The organism is Spirosoma humi, from assembly GCF_054776575.1.
In genome coordinates this window covers 42,514-61,446 of sequence record NZ_BAAHBR010000007.1, presented here as the reverse complement: position 1 = coordinate 61,446, position 18,933 = coordinate 42,514, and the positions used below count along the sequence as shown (strand labels likewise).

The 18,933-nt window shown below is 50.3% G+C and carries 12 protein-coding genes and 1 tRNA gene; 4 read left to right on the top strand and 9 right to left on the bottom strand.

The window, feature by feature from the left end; translation table 11 throughout:
* Positions 1-225: 225 nt before the first annotated feature.
* Entirely contained in the window at positions 226-2,082 is a 1,857-nt protein-coding gene (locus ACYU8Y_RS08445) for a M61 family metallopeptidase (protein ID WP_460936143.1), read from the bottom strand.
* 211 nt (positions 2,083-2,293) lie between these two features.
* Between ACYU8Y_RS08445 and ACYU8Y_RS08440 the strand changes: the two genes are divergently transcribed.
* From ACYU8Y_RS08440 to ACYU8Y_RS08430, 3 genes are all read left to right on the top strand, one after another.
* Positions 2,294-5,362, top strand: a complete 3,069-nt coding sequence (locus ACYU8Y_RS08440) for a tetratricopeptide repeat protein (protein WP_460936141.1) — start codon at positions 2,294-2,296, stop codon at positions 5,360-5,362.
* 98 nt (positions 5,363-5,460) lie between these two features.
* Positions 5,461-7,143, top strand: a complete 1,683-nt coding sequence (locus ACYU8Y_RS08435; RefSeq protein ID WP_460936139.1) for a TonB-dependent receptor — start codon at positions 5,461-5,463, stop codon at positions 7,141-7,143.
* A gap of 20 nt (positions 7,144-7,163) precedes the next feature.
* Entirely contained in the window at positions 7,164-8,291 is a 1,128-nt protein-coding gene (locus tag ACYU8Y_RS08430; protein ID WP_460936137.1) for an HU domain-containing protein, read from the top strand.
* 202 nt (positions 8,292-8,493) lie between these two features.
* On the opposite strand, the gene ACYU8Y_RS08425 is transcribed toward ACYU8Y_RS08430, so the two are convergent.
* The 5 genes from ACYU8Y_RS08425 to ACYU8Y_RS08405 form a co-directional block, all read right to left on the bottom strand.
* The gene (locus ACYU8Y_RS08425) at positions 8,494-9,357 is read right to left on the bottom strand and encodes a sigma-70 family RNA polymerase sigma factor (protein ID WP_009282104.1); all 864 of its coding nucleotides are present in this window, start codon (positions 9,355-9,357) and stop codon (positions 8,494-8,496) included.
* A gap of 75 nt (positions 9,358-9,432) precedes the next feature.
* Positions 9,433-11,559: a polyribonucleotide nucleotidyltransferase gene (locus tag ACYU8Y_RS08420; protein ID WP_460936135.1), complete on the bottom strand. Its 2,127-nt coding sequence runs from the start codon at positions 11,557-11,559 to the stop codon at positions 9,433-9,435.
* Between the two features lie 174 nt (positions 11,560-11,733).
* Positions 11,734-12,009 (bottom strand): 30S ribosomal protein S15, encoded by a 276-nt coding sequence (gene rpsO / locus ACYU8Y_RS08415; protein ID WP_046573995.1) that lies wholly within the window; start codon positions 12,007-12,009, stop codon positions 11,734-11,736.
* Between the two features lie 139 nt (positions 12,010-12,148).
* Entirely contained in the window at positions 12,149-13,654 is a 1,506-nt protein-coding gene (locus ACYU8Y_RS08410; protein WP_460936133.1) for an LptF/LptG family permease, read from the bottom strand.
* 147 nt (positions 13,655-13,801) lie between these two features.
* Positions 13,802-14,194 (bottom strand): START-like domain-containing protein, encoded by a 393-nt coding sequence (locus tag ACYU8Y_RS08405; protein ID WP_460936131.1) that lies wholly within the window; start codon positions 14,192-14,194, stop codon positions 13,802-13,804.
* A 114-nt stretch (positions 14,195-14,308) separates the two neighbouring features.
* Between ACYU8Y_RS08405 and ACYU8Y_RS08400 the strand changes: the two genes are divergently transcribed.
* Positions 14,309-14,382 (top strand) — tRNA-Met (locus ACYU8Y_RS08400).
* 182 nt (positions 14,383-14,564) lie between these two features.
* Here the strand turns inward: ACYU8Y_RS08400 and ACYU8Y_RS08395 are convergent.
* The 3 genes from ACYU8Y_RS08395 to holA all read right to left on the bottom strand — a co-directional run bounded on the left by ACYU8Y_RS08395 (position 14,565) and on the right by holA (position 18,823).
* Positions 14,565-15,122 (bottom strand): hypothetical protein, encoded by a 558-nt coding sequence (locus tag ACYU8Y_RS08395; protein ID WP_460936129.1) that lies wholly within the window; start codon positions 15,120-15,122, stop codon positions 14,565-14,567.
* A 78-nt stretch (positions 15,123-15,200) separates the two neighbouring features.
* Positions 15,201-17,630 (bottom strand): TonB-dependent receptor, encoded by a 2,430-nt coding sequence (locus ACYU8Y_RS08390; protein ID WP_460936127.1) that lies wholly within the window; start codon positions 17,628-17,630, stop codon positions 15,201-15,203.
* Positions 17,631-17,788: 158 nt separating this feature from the next.
* Complete coding sequence (gene holA, locus ACYU8Y_RS08385; RefSeq protein ID WP_460936125.1) at positions 17,789-18,823, bottom strand: DNA polymerase III subunit delta; 1,035 nt, start codon at positions 18,821-18,823, stop codon at positions 17,789-17,791.
* Between the last annotated feature and the right edge of the window lie 110 nt (positions 18,824-18,933).

The following is an 18,933-nucleotide window of genomic DNA, read 5'->3' as shown; positions in this document are numbered from 1 at the left end:
TATCAATGGAGTCTACCCGATTGATCATTGTAAGGGGTCGTGCCGATGGCATGGGTACCGGTTGTGGCTGAGTCATGGCGAGATTTTAGTTTTCGATTCTGGAGAGATCGTTTTCAGGACAGTTCAGCCCATTCACTTTACGCGGTTTTAATCCGGTGACGTGAAGAGGCTATAAGTCAAAAACGAAACAGGCCCGATCATCTACCGGACCTGTTTCGTTTTTACTTACTTAATATAAAGCCATTTAGCATACAACGCCTTTTGCGCAGCCGTCTGGTTGTCTACAGGTTCCAGCCGGTAGCTCACCAGCGGATTTTGCGTCAGGGTGACCGGTATTTCGCGAAGAAGCCCCGCCCGGTTCACCAGTATATTGATTTTGTCCCCTACGCGCCGACCACTAACCTGACGCAGCAGGTCGTCGCCAACCCGTACGCTGTCAATTGAAATAATTTCGTCGCCTACATTAAGACCATCCTTATACGCTGCCGAGCCACGCCGAACCCCGGAAATCGTTGATTTTCCATTGGCGGCTGTTGTGGCAGCCCCCAAAAAACCATCCTGCTGTTTGGCCGCTACATTGACCAGTTTCACGCCCACCGGCTCAAAATAAGCGTTGTAATTTATAGGGTCGGCGGTGTTTACGCCAATGTTGAAGAAATCATCCAGTTTGCGGCCCGCTACCTGCTCTGCCGCTTTCCGAAACTCATCGTCGGTGAAACCGCGTTTCTGTTTTTTGTAGTATTCCGCGTATAGGAGCCGTAACAAATCGTCCATGTTCCGCTCGCCGTTGCTGCTCGCCAGAATTGCCAGGTTTAACAGCGTTCCCAATACGCTTCCTTTGCTGTAATAGGATATGGTCGCGTTAGCCGAGTTTTCGTTGGGCCGGTACCCTTTGATCCAGGCATCCCAACTCGATTCGGCGGCTGACTGAACCCGTGTGCCAGGTTGGTTCTCAATATCGGTAATGCTGCTGGCCACCAGGTTCAGGTAAGCCTCGGGCGTATGGAAACCCGCCCGGCGTAGAATATATTCCTGATAAAACGATGTACAGCCCTCTGACAACCAGAGCATGTGCGTATAGTTCTCATTCTCATAATCGAACGGTCCCAGCGCCACGGGCCGAATACGCTTCACGTTCCAGAGGTGAAAATATTCGTGAGCCACCAGCGACAGAAACCGTTTGTAGTTGGCTTCGGTAGCATAGGCGTTCCGGGTCGTTTCGAGGGTTGTCGAGTTCAGGTGTTCAAGCCCCCCCCCGCCCGGTGGAATGTGGTGCACGATAAACGTATAATGCGTGCAGGGGTGCTCCCCCACCACCGTAGCAGCCGCTTCGCAGACACGCTTGTAATCAGCGGCTAAGCGTTGCTCATTGTAATCCACATCACCATACATAGCTACGGTATGCGGAATGTTGGAAGCGGTAAAGTTGAACGTGTGGTGGTTACCGATCTCGATGGGCGAATCGACCAGCAGATCAAAATCAGCCGCTTCGTAGGTGTAGTTCTGACCATTGACGGGTTCGAGGCCGGTAGCTACGTTTTTCCAGGCTTTATACGGCTGTACGACCACCCGAAGGGGTATTTTTTTTAAGGCGTCGTGGTACATGAACATACCGGCAGGCGTCACGTAGCCGTGATCGGCATCCACAAAACTCGTCCGAACGGTGAGTTCATTGGCGTACACCCGGTAGCGAATGGTCAGGTTGTCTTCGGCCGTATAGACACGCCAGGCATTTTTGCGAACCTTTTCGCTGGCAACGGACTTACCACCGGCTGACGCCGTGAAGGCTTCCACATTTTTGGCATATTCGCGAATCAGATAGGAGCCCGGCGTCCAGACCGGCATTTTGATATCCAGATAGCCATTTTTCTTCGCATTGGTGGCGGCAGCCACATTTTTCAATTGCATTTCCACCTCAAAATAGTGCGTCTGTGGCTCTCTCATCGAGAGCACATACGTGACACTAGGCGAGACCGCCGGTGGATTTTCCTCGTCGTTGAGTTTAGGACTAGCAGTTGATGAAAATGGAATAAAAAATGTCCAGACAGTAAGTAAATACAGAAGCCGGGCGTTTTTTTTCATACGGAAACAGGAATACCTTCGTTTTTTGTCCAGAATAGACGTGATATTTGTCAATTATAGGCGAAACTACGACGCAATCGTCTTAAATGGTAGTCTCAGGTTCAAAGTTTCGGCCGGGTTGCCGTCGCAATTTAACGGTTCAGCAAACTTAACACCGCTTCGCCGAACCGGAAGAACCTGACATCAGACACTCTGAACATACTTTTTTTCTATGCCCTATTCAACCGCCCAATCGGGTCAATATCATTCGCTCCGCATCAACCGTAGCCGACTGCTCGTCGGTTTAACCTTTGGGTTGTTTTTCAGCCTGTCAGCGTTGGCCCAGCGAACCCAGAGTTACGCTGAACCGGATTACCACTACCGAAATGGACTTGAACTTTTTGAGAAAGCCAACTATGCCGCGGCCCGGTATGAATTTCGGCAATATATCGAACCGCGCCGGGGCGATGGCTCCCAATCGCTACTCAACACCGGCGATCAGAATCTGGTCGAGGCTGAGTATTACATCGCCCTCACCAGCCTGTACATCGACGAGCCGGGTGCCGAATTGCTCGTGGATCGCTTCGTTAAAAACCACAGCCAGCACCCAAAAGCGGGTCAGCTTTACGGGGATTTAGGAACCTATTATTATACGCGGCAGGATTACACGAAGGCCATTGATTTTCTGGAGAAAGCCGTGGCCCAGGGTGGCAGCGCAACGCAGCAAACCAACTACAAATACCAACTGGCCCTCTCCTATTACAATACGCAGGATTTGAAGAAGGCCTTGCCCCTGCTCAACGAAGTCAAACTCGATCCAGGTTCGGCTAATGCGCCAGCGGCTTCCTATTATGCCGGGGTTATCAATTTCCGCAACCGCAATTATAACGAAGCGGTGGCCGATTTCCGGCGGGTTGAGAACGATCCTATTTATCAGAACCAAGTGCCCAACTGGATTGCCCAGGCGCTTTACCGGCAACGCCGGTTCGATGATCTCCTGACGTATACGGAACCACTACTCAAACGAAACAACGGGGCGGGCATGAACGAAGTTGCTCTGTTTACGGCCGAAGTCTTTTATCAGCAGAATCAGTTCGCTCGGGCAATTCCGTATTACAAGCAGTACATCAACGCAATGGGTGCCAAAGCACCGGGTGCGGTCAAATTCCGGTACGGCCAGTCCCTGTTCCGTACGGGGGCCTATAATGACGCCATCACCCAACTCAAAACACTGGCGGGTGGCAAAGACACCACGGCTCAGTATGCGGCCTATACACTTGGCGTTAGTTACCTGCAAACCCAGAACCCAACCTATGCCCTGAACGCCTTCGATCAGGCGGGGCGGCTATCCTTCAATCGGGAAATTCAGGAGGAAGCCCGGTTCAACCACGCAAAACTGCAACTCGACCAGAATAACGGTGCCGATGCGGTCAAGGAGCTGACCGCTTTTCTGAAGCAGTACCCCGACAGTAAATTTGAAAATGAAGCCAACGAATTGGTTGGCGAGGCATACTACGCATCCAACAATTACCCGGCAGCCATTGCGTATATTGAAGGATTAAAGCGACGGACGTCTAAAATCAACGCGACCTACCAGCGCTTGACCTTTAATCAGGGTGTCAATGACTTTAATGCCGAACGGTACCAACAGGCCGTTGCCAATCTGGACAAGTCGTTGAAGTTTCCTGTCAATACCGAGTTACAGCAGGCCGCTCAGTTCTGGAAAGCGGAAGCCTACTCGGCCGGAAAGCAGTATGATACGGCGATTCCTCTTTACACCAGCATCAAATCCGGCGCTGGCGATTACGCGACAAAAAGCCTGTACGGCCTTGGTTACGCGTATTACAACAAGAAAGATTACGCCCGGGCACTGCCCTACTTCCGCGATTTTGTGAGTAAAGGCACTACTGCCGATGGTGCTGCGCAGGTCCAGGACGCCACCATTCGCCTGGCCGACAGTTACTTTGCTACCAAACAATACGAAAACGCCTTACGCTCGTACGACCAGGCCATTGCGCAGAATGCCTCGGATAAAGATTATGCCTCCTACCAGAAAGCCGTCATTCTGAGCTATGTTGGCCGCGACGCGGAAGCAAAGGCTCAGTTCGATCAGGTGCAGCGGCAGTACCCGAATTCGCGCTTTGTCGATGAGTCGTTGTTTCAGAAAGCGAACGTTGATTTTGAGAAGGGATCCTATCAGGTTGCCATTCAGGGATTTACGAAGCTGATTCAGGATAAACCCAACAGTTCACTCGTGCCGGCCGCCCTGCTGAAGCGGGCCATTGCTTACGGTAACCTGCAACAGTACGACCCGGCGGTAGCGGATTACAAACGCATTCTGGCTGATTACGGCGACTCCGATCAGGCGCAGAGTGCCCTGCTGGGTATTCAGAATACATTGAATGATGCTGGTCGGCCCGAAGAGTTTTCGCAGGTGTTGGGCCAGTACAAGAAAGGCAATCCGGGTAGCACGGATGTGGAGCGGGTTCAGTTTGACAACGCCAAGAACATTTATTCGACCGGTAAATACCAGCAGGCTATCCAGTCCTTTCTGGCGTTTATGCAGGAATACCCGGCCAGTCCCGGTACCAACGAAGCCCGGTATTATCTGGCCGAATCGTACCGCCAAACCGATGACATCGCGAATGCCCTCCGCTATTATAACTTAGTGATTACCGACAACAAGTCGGATTTCTTGATTCGGGCCGCTACCCGGGCTGCTGATCTGGAAGCGAAACAGAAAAACTATCCCCGGGCCATTCGCAATTACCAGATTATCCAAAGCCGGGCCACCAGCAAGGCCGAGCAGGTTACGGCGCAGCTGGGCCTGATGGATACGTACTTCGTTTATCCAAAACTAGACTCTGCAGCAGCCATCGCCCGTGAGGTTGTGGCCGGAGGAAACGTCGTGGCAGGTGCGCAGAATCGGGCTCAATTGATGCTAGGCAAAGTAGCGCTGGCCAAGAACGACTACAAAACCGCACAGGCAGACTTTGAGAAAACGATTGCCCTGGCCAAAGATGTCAGTGGTGCCGAAGCGCAGTATTATCTGGGTGAGATCCTGTACCGGCAGAAGAAATACAAAGAGTCGGTCGCTACGCTGTTAAAATTCAACGAGCAGTTCAGCGACTTTGAGTACTGGAAAGGCAAGGCGTTCATGCTGGTCTCCGACAACAACGTCGCTCTGGATGAACCTGCCCAGGCCAAAGCGGTTCTAAACTCAATCATCGAAAACTCATCCGACCAAACCATCGTTGCCGAAGCCAAAGAAAAGCTGGCAACGCTGGAATCTAAAAATTAATGAAGCGTGAAGAATGAACCATGACTAATCAGTAGCCTCTTTCCGGATGGGTTATTTATTCTTCAGGCTTCGTTCTTCACTACGTTTCACTCGTCACTATGATCGTACGCCCCTTACTTACCCTTACCCTCCTTTCCTGGTCTACGGTGCTGGTTGCCCAGCAGACAAAGCCAACGCGCCCTGTAAAAGAAGGCGAAGTGGACAATCAGGAAATAACGGTTGAAAAAAGTCGCAAGATCGAATTGCCCCCCGCCAACCGAATTTTCAATAAAGTACCATCCGTCAAGCAATCGGCAGAACAGCGAAAACTGACGTACGAATTCGAGGACCGAAAGCTAACCATTGGCGACCCCAAAATTACGCCCGGCGTTCTGGCCCCTTCTACCACCCAGCCCGACGAAACCCCGGCCTATAATAATTACGTAAAGCTCGGAGCCGGCAACTATAGCTCATTTCTGGGCGAAGGATTCTTTGGAATCAACAACCTTTCTAATCTGGCGCTGGAAGGGTCCATACGGCATCTTTCGTCGGCCATTGGGCCCGTCGATGGGAAGAACTCGGCCCAGAGCGATACCCGTGTACGGGTTACAGGTAAATATCTGGCCGATGCCTTCAAGTTGCAGGCAGACCTCGGCTTTGATCGAAACACCTACAATTTTTACGGCTACAGCCGAGAATATGCGGCTCAACCCTCCTTCGATGCGGACTTGATCAAGCAACGTCTAAATACGATAAACTTCAAGCTCGGCATTGAAAATGCCAAGTCGGAAAATGCGATCGACTATTCACTCCGCACGGGCATTACTTCATTGAGCGACCGGTTCAACGCATCTGAAACGGATTGGGGGACCAACCTGAATGCCTCTATCGGGATTACGGACAACGTATTTGCATTGGTAGCCGCGGATGCCTATGTAACGCAACGGTCTGACGGAACTATTGTCGATAACCGGAACCTGTTTCGGGTAAAACCCACGTTTAAATATACTTCGCCCCTGTTTACCATCACGGCGGGGATCAATGCCGTCAACCAAACGGATCAGCGACAAGGTATCAACGACACCCGGGCCTTCCCGGTGGTCGACATCGACGTGGCTCCCGTCGCCAATATCCACATTTTCGCGGGCGTCGATGGCGATATTAACCGAAACACGCTTCGCTCGTTACTAGGTGAGAATAAGTGGCTTGGCCCACAAGTTCTGTTGGTTAACACTGTTAAGTCATGGGATATCTACGGTGGTTCGAAAGGAACGATTGGCGGTGGGTTCTCTTACGAAGGCAAAGCATCGTACGCGCGTTATCGGAACTTCTCGACCTTTAACAACAGCACCGCCGACACGACAAAATTCTTTGTTTTTTATGATGGCGGTGTGTCGAACGTATTAACAATCTCAGGCCAGTTAGCCTACGCCCGGAAAGACAAGTTCCGCTCGTCGCTAAAAGCGGATTATTTCAACTACAGTCTTGACCGGCTGGAGCAAGCCTGGGGCCGTCCGCAAGTAGCGGCTACCTGGAGCAACTCGTATTCGTTGGATAAAAAATTGTTTATCACCGCCGACTTGTATGTTTATCAGGGCATCAAGAATAAGAACTTAACCTCTGGTGTCGTGTACACTCTGAAACCGATATACGATGCCAACGTGAAAATTGACTATTTCCTAGGTAAACAGATCTCCGCTTTTGTCTCGTTAAATAATATCTTCGGTCAGAATTACCAGCGCTATTTGTATTATCAGACACAAGGGCTTAACTTTCTCGGAGGAATCAGTTATTCGTTTTAAACTCTCCACCGACGCACACTATGGCTGCCGTAAAAGACTACCTCAAAAAGCTGCTCTATCAGTACGATTGTGTGGTTATTCCCGAATTAGGGGCTTTCCTCACACACTACCAGCCAGCAGCCTTTACGGAAACCAGTGGTTTATATCTACCTCCTCGTAAACGCGTTGCGTTCAACGAAGCGCTTCGTTTCGACGATGGTATTCTGGCTAACTATATTATGCTTCATGAGCCGGTCACTCGCGAAGGGGCTCAAAAATACATTAGCCAGTTTGTCAATGAGCTACGTCAGCAAGTCAATGTAGATGGCCGGTTCGAGATCGATGGTCTTGGAACGTTTACGCACAATGAAGAGGGCCGGTTACAGTTCGATCCCAGCCTTCGGCATAATTTCTTCGGTGAAGCCTATGGTATGAGTGCTTTGTCAACGCAATTGGTTGGGCATCAGCCAGAGCCGGTGCTGAAGGCCGTACCCGTTACGGCACTTGGCCCTGTGTTGGTGCGGGACGAAGATGTCACGTTGACACCCTATCGTCCGACGCGCCCATACTGGCGGGTGGCAGCGGCAGCATTGTTGATCGGTTCGCTTGGTCTGGTCAGCTATTTCTCGGTTATCAATCCGGGTCAGCCTTTGCAAAGTAGCCTCGACCCGGCTAACCTGTTCCGGGTTCCAGCCTCTTGGTTCGAACGCTCCGAAGCTGCTACCGAATCTCCTAAACCTGCTACGGTTATCGCTGCTCCTGTTGAAACGCAAGCATCATCTGTTTCTGTATCACCTGAACCAATAGCCCCATCTCCGGAAGCAGTTAAAGTAAAACTTGAACCCACGCCAGCAGCAGCCGTTTCAACATCGCCAGCATCAGAGCTGACGGCTAAGTCCACTACGACCAGCATAAAAGCTGTTCGTACAACGCCTTATTATACAGTCATTGCCGGTGTTTTTCAAAGTAAACGGAATGCGCTTCGCCTAAAGCGGCAATTGCGGAAAGCAGGCTATACGGATGCATTTGTTATTATGCCTGATCGCAATCAGAAAGTATCGAGGTACAAAGTTGCGGCTGCGGGTTCATCAGACCGTGAAGAAGCCGTTGCCAGCATGGCTACCGTCAGTGAGCTGGCGGGGTCAGCTGCCTGGCTCTACAAAAATTAAGATCTTTTATTGTGAATAGTCTAAACGGGACAGCCTACCAAGGCTGTCCCGTTTAGTTTATAGCTACAAGTTTTACTGTTATACCAGTCGACTACTATGGATTGCTATTCACCCGTGCGTATGGGTAAGTCCCGAAGGGGTTAGAAACAAAAACGGCTCCCTCTTTCAAAGGAACCGTTCTGCACACATACAAACAGGAACTTTAGCCTAAGTACGTCTTCAGCGCTTTCGACCGTGAGGTGTGGCGCAGCCGACGAATGGCTTTTTCTTTTATCTGGCGAACCCGTTCACGGGTCAGGTTAAATTTCTCGCCGATCTCTTCAAGCGTCATGGCGTGTTCGCCATTCAACCCAAAGTATAGCGTGATGACATCCGCTTCCCGTTGCGTCAGGGTTGACAGCGCCCGCTGCACTTCTTTGCGCAGCGAATCATTGATCAAACCGGAGTCTGGTTTGTCTTCGCCATCGTTTTCCAATACATCAAGCAGGCTGTTTTCTTCACCCTGCACGAAGGGAGCGTCCATCGACACGTGACGACCCGAGATCTTCAATGTATCGACAACTTCAGCCGCTGAAATTTCGAGGACAGCCGCCAGTTCTTCCGGCGATGGTTCCCGTTCAAACTTCTGCTCAAGGTCAGAGAACGTCTTCGAGATTTTGTTCAGCGAGCCAACCCGGTTAAGGGGTAGCCGCACGATCCGGGACTGTTCGGCCAACGCCTGAAGAATAGACTGACGAATCCACCAAACGGCGTACGAAATAAATTTAAATCCACGGGTTTCATCAAACCGTTGGGCCGCTTTGATCAGCCCCAGGTTTCCTTCATTGATCAGGTCACCTAAAGAAAGGCCCTGGTTTTGATATTGCTTGGCCACCGACACCACAAAGCGCAGGTTTGCTTTTGTCAATCGCTCCAGCGACAATTGGTCACCTTCCCGTATTTTCTGGGCCAGCGTTACCTCTTCATCCGGGGTAAGCAAGTCCACCTTACCAATCTCCTGCAAGTACTTGTCTAACGACTGGCTCTCGCGGTTGGTTATCTGTTTTGAAATCTTTAGCTGTCTCATAATCCGTTGTCCCCGGTGGAGTGACTATATAACGCTATCGTTTGACGTTACATTACACGAAAAAGTAACAATGACTTACGCATTTTTGTTCTCTGGCTTTGGCAGCAAAACTTTACGCGATAAACGATACTTTCCGGTCTTTTTATCAACGTCAATCAACTTTACTGTTACTTCCTCACCCACCTGCAAGACCCCGTCCATGGTCTCCAGACGCTCCCACTTGATCTCGGAAATGTGCAAAAGACCATCTTTGCCTGGCATGAATTCAACGAACGCGCCGAAGGGCTGAATCGTTTTCACTTTACCAACGTATGTCTCACCAACTTCCGGTACAGCCACGATACCTTTCACACGCGATACGGCTTTGTCCATGCTCTCTTTGCTGGTCGCGAAGATGCTGACCCAACCCGCATTATCGTGTTCGTCGATGTTAACGACAGCACCTGAATCTTTCTGGATATCCTGAACAACTTTACCGCCGGGTCCGATAACGGCACCAATCTGGTTAGTATCGATTTTGATGACCATTGCGCGGGGAGCATGTGGTTTCAAATCCGAGCGAACATCGGCAATGCCCTTCTTCATTTCACCCAGAATATGCAACCGGCCCACACGAGCCTGTTCCAGCGCCTGCGCTAGCACTTCGTACGACAACCCATCAACTTTCAGGTCCATTTGACAAGCTACAATTCCCTTTTCGGTACCCGTAACTTTAAAGTCCATATCCCCGAGGTGATCTTCGTCTCCAAGGATATCAGATAAGACAGCATACTTGTCGCCGTCCGAAATCAGCCCCATCGCGATACCCGCTACGGGTGCTTTGATTTTAATGCCGGCATCCATCAGGGCCATTGTTCCGGCACAGACGGTAGCCATCGATGACGAACCGTTCGACTCCAGAATGTCGGACACAATACGGATTGTATATGGATTTTCTTCGGCAGGCGGCAATACTTTCTTCAACGACCGGTGAGCCAGGTTACCATGACCAATTTCACGACGGCCAGCACCCCGGTTTGGTTTCACTTCACCCGTTGAAAAACCGGGGAAGTTGTAGTGCAGCAGGAATTTACTGTACCCCTGGTACATGGTTTGATCGACAATCTGCTCGTCCGTTTTCGTTCCGAGTGTCACGGTCGTCAGGGACTGCGTTTCGCCACGGGTGAAGAGAGCCGAACCGTGGGGACCGGGCAAATAGCCGGTCTCGGCCGATATCTGACGAATCTGATCCAGTTTCCGGCCATCCAAACGGGTGCGTTCGTCAAGCACTAAGCGACGCGAAGCTTCCCATTCCAAATCATGGAAATACGTTTTTATTAACCCTACGTTTACGTCTGCACCTTCGGGGAACGAAGCCAAATATTCATCACGAACAGCTCTGAAACCATCCGAACGACCTTTTTTACTTGGGTTCTGCCGTTGGGCAACTTCATAAATTTTGTCGTAGGTAGCCGCACGAACAGCGGCACGAAGTTCTTCGTCGTGTGTTTCGTGATTGTATTCACGCTTTTCGGTTTTACCGACCTTCGCTTCCAGCTCTTTCTGAGCCTGGCACTGTACTTTGATAGCTTCGTGCGCCACTTTCAAGGCTTCCACGACTTCGGCTTCTGAACATTCGTCCATTTCGCCTTCTACCATACAAATATCTTTGGCTGTAGCCGCTACGATCAGATCGATGGTAGCGCGTTCCAGTTCAGAGGTTTTCGGATTGATCTTGTACTGACCGTCGATTTTCGCTACGCGTACTTCAGAGATCGGCCCATTAAATGGGATGTTGGATACGGCCAGTGCCGATGACGCAGCCAGTGCAGCCAATGCATCAGGCTGAACTTCGGGGTCTGCCGAAATCAGCGTGATCATCACCTGGGTATCTGCGTGGTAATTATCAGGAAATATTGGCCGCAGCGCGCGGTCAACTAAACGACTAATCAAAATTTCGTGATCACCCAGGCGACCTTCACGCCGTTGGAAGCTTCCCGGAATCCGGCCAGCCGACGCAAATTTTTCCTGATAATCAACGGATAAGGGCAGAAAGTCAACACCTTCTTTGGCTTCTTTACTAGATACGACAGTGGCTAACAGCATCGTGTCGCCTAACCGTACAACCACCGCTCCGTCGGCCTGACGGGCCAGTTTTCCGGTTTCGATGGTAATTTCCCGCCCGTCGGGCAGCGCAACGGATTGCGTGGTGATTTCAAACATACAACAGATTTTGAATACGTCCTCTTACAGCTTTAAACCGCTCGGCAGCCTACCCAGCTACCTTTTTACTCTTACCTTACTTGTATTTACCCAGGGGTAATCTCTGCCAATAGAAACAACAAAAATGAGGGAATCTACTGTTTAGCAGATTCCCTTTTTGTGGGTTGTCCCAAATTACTTCCGGAGGCCCAGTGCAACCAGGATAGCCCGGTACCGCGTAATGTCCTTTTTGAGGAGATAGTTCAGCAGACGCCGACGCTTACCAACCAACTTTAACAAACCCAGTTGAGTGCCGTAATCGTGCTTGTGAACTTTCAGGTGAGCCGTTAAATGACTGATCCGATAGGTAAAAAGCGCGATCTGGGATTCGGCCGACCCGGTGTCAGTGGCGCTTTTGGCATAACCCGAGGTGGAGAAGATCTCCTGTTTTTTTTCGGTCGTTAGATACATCTTCAGACAGCTAATTTAGTTGAAATAATGAATTCGGGTGCAAAGATAAGAAAAAAGTGGCAAGTTACTACCTACACGTGGATAATTGGTAAATAGTTGACGCAAAAGCCGTGCTCCTGAACCAACCGATTACCACGCCTTAACTGACGGCTTTCCGCTTCATCAACATCGTATTCACCCACTTATGATTTTTCAGCTTCTCCCAGGCAATCAGGTATACGTCTTTATCAAATAGACGTGAGTCATGCCGGGCGCGCTGCATCAGCAACAGCCCCAGGGGGAACAACACGATATTAGCCATCCAGGCTCCAATTGGCACCCAGACTAAACCATCTTTTGCATACTTATCGCCTGCAATAGTCAGTATGTACAGAAAGATAAAAAACACGATCGCAATCAACACGGGCAAACCGAATCCGCCCTTTTTAATGATCGCTCCCATCGACGCGCCAATCAGAAACATGACAAAGACCGAAACCGCCTGCGTGAACTTGTGGTGACTTTCCAATTCATACCGCCACACGTTCTTTTCCTTTTCTGTCAGATAGGTTACGTTCGAGGTCGAATACGACAAAATATTCTGAGCCTGATTCAGCGCCATCTGAGCCAGATCAGGCGTTACGGTCGTTTGCTTTCTGAGCACGGAATCCACCCATTTCCCATCAGCTACCACTCTTTGTTTCAGTACGGCATCGGCTTTAAACTGATAGGTATAATACTGGCGGGAAGTACCCGCGACATTAAGGCTTGTGTTGTTGTAGTCTTTTCGCAGGGAATCGGTCAGAGCCGACAACTGCTTGAGATCTTTCATGTACTCGTGGTACTCAAACTGATTTTCGTCCGTGCGCTTGATACCAAATGACTCCAGGCTGATTACCAGCCGATAGTCTTTAAACCCATTCCGCATGAACTGAGCCCCCTGGGCCGCCGATCCATTGCTGGCATAACTGATGCTGTTATCGGAATACTCCTGGTAATCGTTGCCGTTGAAGAGCTGAAACACCAGGTACGTCCGATCTTTATCGGTATACATACGCCCCGAATCGGCCAGGATAATTTCGCGATTACCCGATTCCACACCGCTTGTCGGGTGCTTATAAATAACCAATCCTTTGAGCAGGTCGCCGGTGGTGCTGTTTTTACCTGCTTTTACCTTATGATCAACCTTGATGCTGTAACCTGGCAAATCGTTGTAGAAGATGCCTTCCTTTAAGTTTAGGGTGGCTTTGGCGGTTTTTATATCATAAAGAAGGCTATATCCTTTCAGATTGGCCCAGGGCGCTACCGAATTATTGAACCAGAATGAAAACGCGCTGATAAACGTAGCGACGACAAGCAATGGCCGCATTGCCCGTGTGAGTGAGATTCCCGCACTTTTGAGGGCTGTTAATTCGAAAAATTCGCCCAGATTTCCGAACGTCATTAAGGATGACAAGAGCACCGCCAACGGCAACGCGGTTGGAATGGTCAACAAGGCAAAGTAAAAAAGCAGACGGCCGAACGTGGCCAGGTCGAGATCTTTGGAGACGAACTCGTCGATATAAAACATCAGCAGTCTCATCAGAAAGATGAAGATGACGACGCCGAGTGTCAAAAAAAACGGCCCCCAAAATGAGCCGAGTACTAACTTATCTATTTTTTTCATTCTACTATGCCACGCAGGTGGACGTGGACCCGAATGTACAGACACAGAACAGGGGTTCTGATTCGCTCTGGTTTATATACGATACGCTAAACGTAGTACGTATTTTGGGTCTTTCATAGTTCATTTACGCCCCTCACTTAACTAATTTTAACTTCCTACGATCTCCTTGAGTTTATACATCAAGCCATCCCAGAGGTCCTGCAGTTCTTCCTCGTCTGTTGTTGCCGAGTAATCGGTGATTCGTAGAAATGTTGATTGCGTCAACTCACTCTGATCGACTCGAAAATCAACATAGTTATTGTCGGTGCCGTTTTCTGCTGTTTCCAGAAATTCAAAACGCACCCCCTTATTCTGCCGCATGGATACCTGCCTGGCAATGTGACTTTCGTTGTCCCATTGAAAATCAAACCGCTGCTCAGGCATCGTGTTTACCTTGCTGGCAAACCACTGCGACAAACCGGAGGCTGTACTAATATAAGGGAACAGCATTTTGGGAGAGGCCCGCAGTTCGTATTCGGCAATAAACTTTATTTTCTCCATAACAATTTCGCCTGATCAAGGGGGGGGCTAGGCAAAGGTAAACGATTTTTTTTGCGAAAGTCAACGACTTTTTTTGCTTCGCGTCTAATTTTTCCTACTTTTGTGGAACGAAACGGCGGGGTAGCTCAGATGGTTAGAGCGTAGGATTCATAACCCTAAGGTCGGCAGTTCGATCCTGCTCCCCGCTACCTCGAAAGCGCCTAATCAATTGCTAGTCAATCGGTTAGGCGCTTTCTTTTTCGTGTCCGTACCAACATCCATTGAATCAGCAGAATGGAAAGTTGTTAAAGTCGATCTTACCGTTTTTCAATAGTAACGCCCTGACTTTAGGAAAGTCAGGGCGTTGGCACCCGTTACAGTTAATTAGGCGTTATTGGATCACCACATTGAAATCCGTATCCAGATCAGATGAGCCCGGCGTTGGGGTTCCATTCTTTACGTTTGGCTGATGGCGCAAAACGACCTTTAGTTTGCCCGATCCGGCAGCACCCGTTTTCATTTCGGTGGTCAAACCGACCGGGTAAGGACCTGGGGCTGGATTTGTGTCTTTATCCGTCAGCGTGATAGTGAGTGCCAGTCCGCTACTGGGTGTATATACGAACAGGTGTTCGTTTAGTTTTTCTCTGATCTCCTCCGTCGCATCGAGTGCGGGCGTTTTTGTTTTGTCCAGCAGCGAAATAGCCCCCGTATAGGTTGTATTCGCTTTCAGGTTCAGCGTTGCTTTGCTAAAATCAGCGGTTGTATTCAAATTTTCGATGGTAGCCGTTATAACGTCCGTGGGTATTGCCTTATTCGTGAGCGTTAATGTGGCCGTGGTGATGGCTTCATTGTCGTCTGTCGGAGCAACATTCTGTTCATCGTTTTTGCAGGCTCCGGCCAGGAGGACAATTAATCCGAAGGCTAAAATCGATTTTGCGGGGTAGTTCATGCTTAGTGAGTTTATTGTGTACAGGTTGTTATTATTGCGTTTATTATCGTGTTACACCACTAGGTTTTACGCGCTCGATCACTGAGGCATATTCCTGGCAAAAAGTGGCAGTTTGATCTTTAGTATCAGGTTACGGCCAGGTTCATCGGCGAAATAGCGAAAGCGGTTCAGGTAATCGCGATAAGCCGTATTGGCCAGGTTCGTACCACTCAGGATGACACTGATGGGCTGTTTTCCCAGTTTCGACTGAAAACCGGCTTCGGCTCCCAGCAGAACGTAAGCTGGCGGTGGAGCCGCAAAATCGCCCGTAAAAATGACGATCCCGTTTTCCTGCCGACTGGTCACGGCGGGTGCCCGATTTTGCCGGGAGACGTAAAGCCCACTCACCGAAACGTATAGGTTCGCCAGTTTCCCCCACCTCGCCCAATCGTACCGGATGGTATTATCAGACCGATTGGCCGGAATGAATACGAGGTAATCATGATCTGTCTGGTTGTAGGCAAACAGCAGCGAATTTTTGCTCGTGGCCGTGAGTTGATCGGTCAGTTTGTAGGTCAGCGTCGCGTCGATACCACGAAATGTTGCCCGTACCTGCGCATAGGTGTACGATGGAAAAGCCCCCCGCTGCCGGACAACGGGCACCGAATCGGGTTTCAGGTAGATGTAGTTATCGATCAGGTTATTGTAAACACCAATTTCCCCGCTCAATCGTTTGCCAGCGTAGGCCAGCACGAGGTTGCTGTTATACGCCTGTTCGGGCTGCAAATTGGGGTTACCCCGCTCGTACGCTACCGCGCTCTGGTGCAGACCATTGGAATACAAATCGGCTACGTTAGGCGCACGCCAGGCAGTGCTGAGGTTAGCCGTGAGGGTCAGGTCCGGACGTAGCTGATAAGCCGCCCCCAGCGATCCATTGGCATTTTGCCAGTTGTGCGTTTCAAAATAAGTTTGCTTCGTAACTTCATTCAGAAAATAGGCCCGGAGCCAGCGGTAATCGTACCGAAGGCCAGCCTCCAGTGTCAGCCTGCCAACGGCATACCGTTCGATGGCAAACAGGCCAGCCCCGTAGTTGCGGAAGTTTGGAATCAAGAACAGGTACTCCCGAACGTTGCCCTGCGTAATACCATTGAACCCCACACTGCCCGACCACTGACCGGCAGCCCGATGGCCACTGGCCTGAGTTTTTACGGGTGCGTGCTCCCAAACGAGATCGGCGGTATGGGTAACTAGTTTGAGGTATAGCTCGGGGGTGGTTATGCCGCTGAACGAAATGAAATCGTACTCCCGACGCGTATTTTGCTGCCGGGCAAAGGTGGCCGTCAGCGTGCCACCTCCGCCAAGGTGGAGGTGGCCGCGCGCTTTCAATAAGTCATGCTTCACAGCCTGATAGGGCCGGTTGAGGGCATACGAAAAGCCGGGTTGCGCTAACGGTTCGGGACGGCTGATGGCGGCATATAAATCCGTAAGACTTCCCACTTGAGCGCCCGTAAACAGGCCTATTTTTGTATCGAACTGACTGTAAAACAGCTCTATCCCCATATTCTTGTGATCGTAATGCAGATCGCCCGAAAAGTTGTTTTCGTGATAGCTGGTGTTCTCCAGGTAATAATGGGGCGTTTTGACGTAGCCCGATCGTTTGAACGTTCCCTGCAAACGCCAGCTCAGTCCCGTCAGTTTTTTGTCGAACCGGTACGCCGGCGCAGCTCCTTCCATCATGCCGGATACGACGCCCATACCGCCATTGGTGGCCCCTACCAGATTTAGTTCACCACCGATGCCGGGTTGCGTTGGCATCGCTTTCGGCTCCACCAGAATAACGCCCCCAATAGCATCGGAGCCATAACGGATGCTGGCCGCTCCTTTAATAACGGTTAGACGGGAGGCCAGAAACTGATCGACCTGGGGCGCGTGCTCGGTCCCCCACTGCTGATCTTCCTGGCGGATGCCATTGTTCAATATAATGATTCGGTTGCTGTATAAGCCGTGAATAACCGGTTTAGAAATGCTGGGACCTGTCTGGATGGAATACAATCCGGCTAATGCTTTCAAACTTTCGCCCAGCGACTGACCCCGCGTCTGATCGAGGGCCGCGCCGGATAAACTTACCTGGGTTTGGAGTAGCTGCTGCGCTTCAGACTGGTGTTCGGTTACGACAACTTCCTGCAACGTCTGGTTATCCGACACTAATTGAACCGGATTGACCGTCACAACGGGTTCGCTCCCAACCCGAATGGCCACCGTGCTGGTTTTATAGCCAACGAACTGGATGTCAAGGGTATAATTTCCCGAACAAATACGTTTGAGCTGGAAGTTACCAGCCGAATCGGCAACGGCCCCGGTCTTCAATTCTCGAACATAAACGGTTGCGCCAATCAGGGGTTGTTTTGTGTCCTGCCCCAGAATCTGACCTTGCAGCGTTGCCACGCAGGCGTCTGACTGAGCCAGACTCCACGAAGCCATTGACACCAACAGCCCGATCAGGAAACTTATTTTCGTTACGTTACTCATTTGTCCGACTCCTTTCAGCGTAGACCCGAAAGCACAACCCTATTTATGCAACAACGTTGCAATATTAGAAAAAAGAGCAGATAATACCTAAGCGCTAAACAAAAAAGCCACTCCAGTTTTCCGGAGCAGCTTTTCAAGAACGAATAATCTTCCCTCGCTTAGTGCAGGATATCGAACACTAATTCCCGCAGAATATCACTCTCGTTCATGGTTGGGCTATCGATGCCTTTGCTTCGGGCGTCGGCCCGGCGGATGGCGTTGATAATACTGGCGACTTTAGGCAGTGGAAACGTACGGGCAGCCGTAAGGTAGTCTTTCACGAAAAACGGGTTCACCCCCAATAACGGAGCCAGTCCCTTATCGGTCTGGTCCTTGGAGGCCTGAACCAGAATGACCTTGCTAAAATAACCGAATAACTGCGCCAGAATAACAACGAGTGGGTTGTCTTTCGGGTTGCGCCCAAAATAATCGACGATTTGATTCGCCTTGACAACATCGCGCTGAACGAGGGCTTTCTGAAGTTCAAATACGTTGTATTCTTTACTGATACCCACCAGTCGCTCAACCGTTGCCGCCGAAATTTCCTCACCGACATGGAGGTTGATCAGGATTTTGTCGATCTCGCTGGCCAGTCGTTTCAGGTCGTTACCAATGTGGTCGGCCAGCAGTTGGCAGGCTTTCGGACTCACTTTTGCGCCCTGCTCGCGGCAATACTCCCCTACCCAATCCGGAATCTTATTGTCGTATAACTTTTTGACCCCCAACAATTTCCCTTTGGCGCCGAACGCTTTCACCCACGCTTTTCGCTCATCGAGCGCCGGTTTACCATCTTCTCGGGTATAACACAGCATGAGTATGGTACTGGGGAGCGGATTCAGGGCATAATCCTCAAATAAAGTCTGCGTCGATTTGTCGTTGATGCCGTTCATCTGCTGGGCTTCTTTCACCAGGACCAGCTGGCGTTCGGCCATGAAGGGATAACGCCGGGCGTAGTTGAGGACCGCTCCGGCGTCTGTATCTTTTCCGAAGAGAACGAATTGATTGAAGCCCCGTTCGGCAACCGGCACGGCCACTTTTTCCAGTTCCTCGGCAATCCGGTCGAGGTAATACGGCTCATCGCCATGAATGAGGTAAACAGGCGCAATCCGTTTATTACGGATGTCCTTAAGCAAGGCGTCTACGGCAGGAATCAAAACTGGTTTTGGTTAATGGTTTGTGGGTAGCGACTGCCAGACCAAAAACTTATTTCTCTACAAAATTAACCAAGTAGACCAGAGAAAATACGTTAGACCGTTTTTTGTCA

What these genes read in the sequence shown, in the direction of transcription:
- ACYU8Y_RS08445 (WP_460936143.1), bottom strand. Translation starts at nt 2,082, where the DNA reads ATGAAAAAAAACGCCCGGCTTCTGTATTTACTTACTGTCTGGACATTT.
- ACYU8Y_RS08440 (WP_460936141.1), top strand. Translation starts at nt 2,294, where the DNA reads ATGCCCTATTCAACCGCCCAATCGGGTCAATATCATTCGCTCCGCATC.
- ACYU8Y_RS08435 (WP_460936139.1), top strand. Translation starts at nt 5,461, where the DNA reads ATGATCGTACGCCCCTTACTTACCCTTACCCTCCTTTCCTGGTCTACG.
- ACYU8Y_RS08430 (WP_460936137.1), top strand. Translation starts at nt 7,164, where the DNA reads ATGGCTGCCGTAAAAGACTACCTCAAAAAGCTGCTCTATCAGTACGAT.
- ACYU8Y_RS08425 (WP_009282104.1), bottom strand. Translation starts at nt 9,357, where the DNA reads ATGAGACAGCTAAAGATTTCAAAACAGATAACCAACCGCGAGAGCCAG.
- ACYU8Y_RS08420 (WP_460936135.1), bottom strand. Translation starts at nt 11,559, where the DNA reads ATGTTTGAAATCACCACGCAATCCGTTGCGCTGCCCGACGGGCGGGAA.
- rpsO (WP_046573995.1), bottom strand. Translation starts at nt 12,009, where the DNA reads ATGTATCTAACGACCGAAAAAAAACAGGAGATCTTCTCCACCTCGGGT.
- ACYU8Y_RS08410 (WP_460936133.1), bottom strand. Translation starts at nt 13,654, where the DNA reads ATGAAAAAAATAGATAAGTTAGTACTCGGCTCATTTTGGGGGCCGTTT.
- ACYU8Y_RS08405 (WP_460936131.1), bottom strand. Translation starts at nt 14,194, where the DNA reads ATGGAGAAAATAAAGTTTATTGCCGAATACGAACTGCGGGCCTCTCCC.
- ACYU8Y_RS08395 (WP_460936129.1), bottom strand. Translation starts at nt 15,122, where the DNA reads ATGAACTACCCCGCAAAATCGATTTTAGCCTTCGGATTAATTGTCCTC.
- ACYU8Y_RS08390 (WP_460936127.1), bottom strand. Translation starts at nt 17,630, where the DNA reads ATGAGTAACGTAACGAAAATAAGTTTCCTGATCGGGCTGTTGGTGTCA.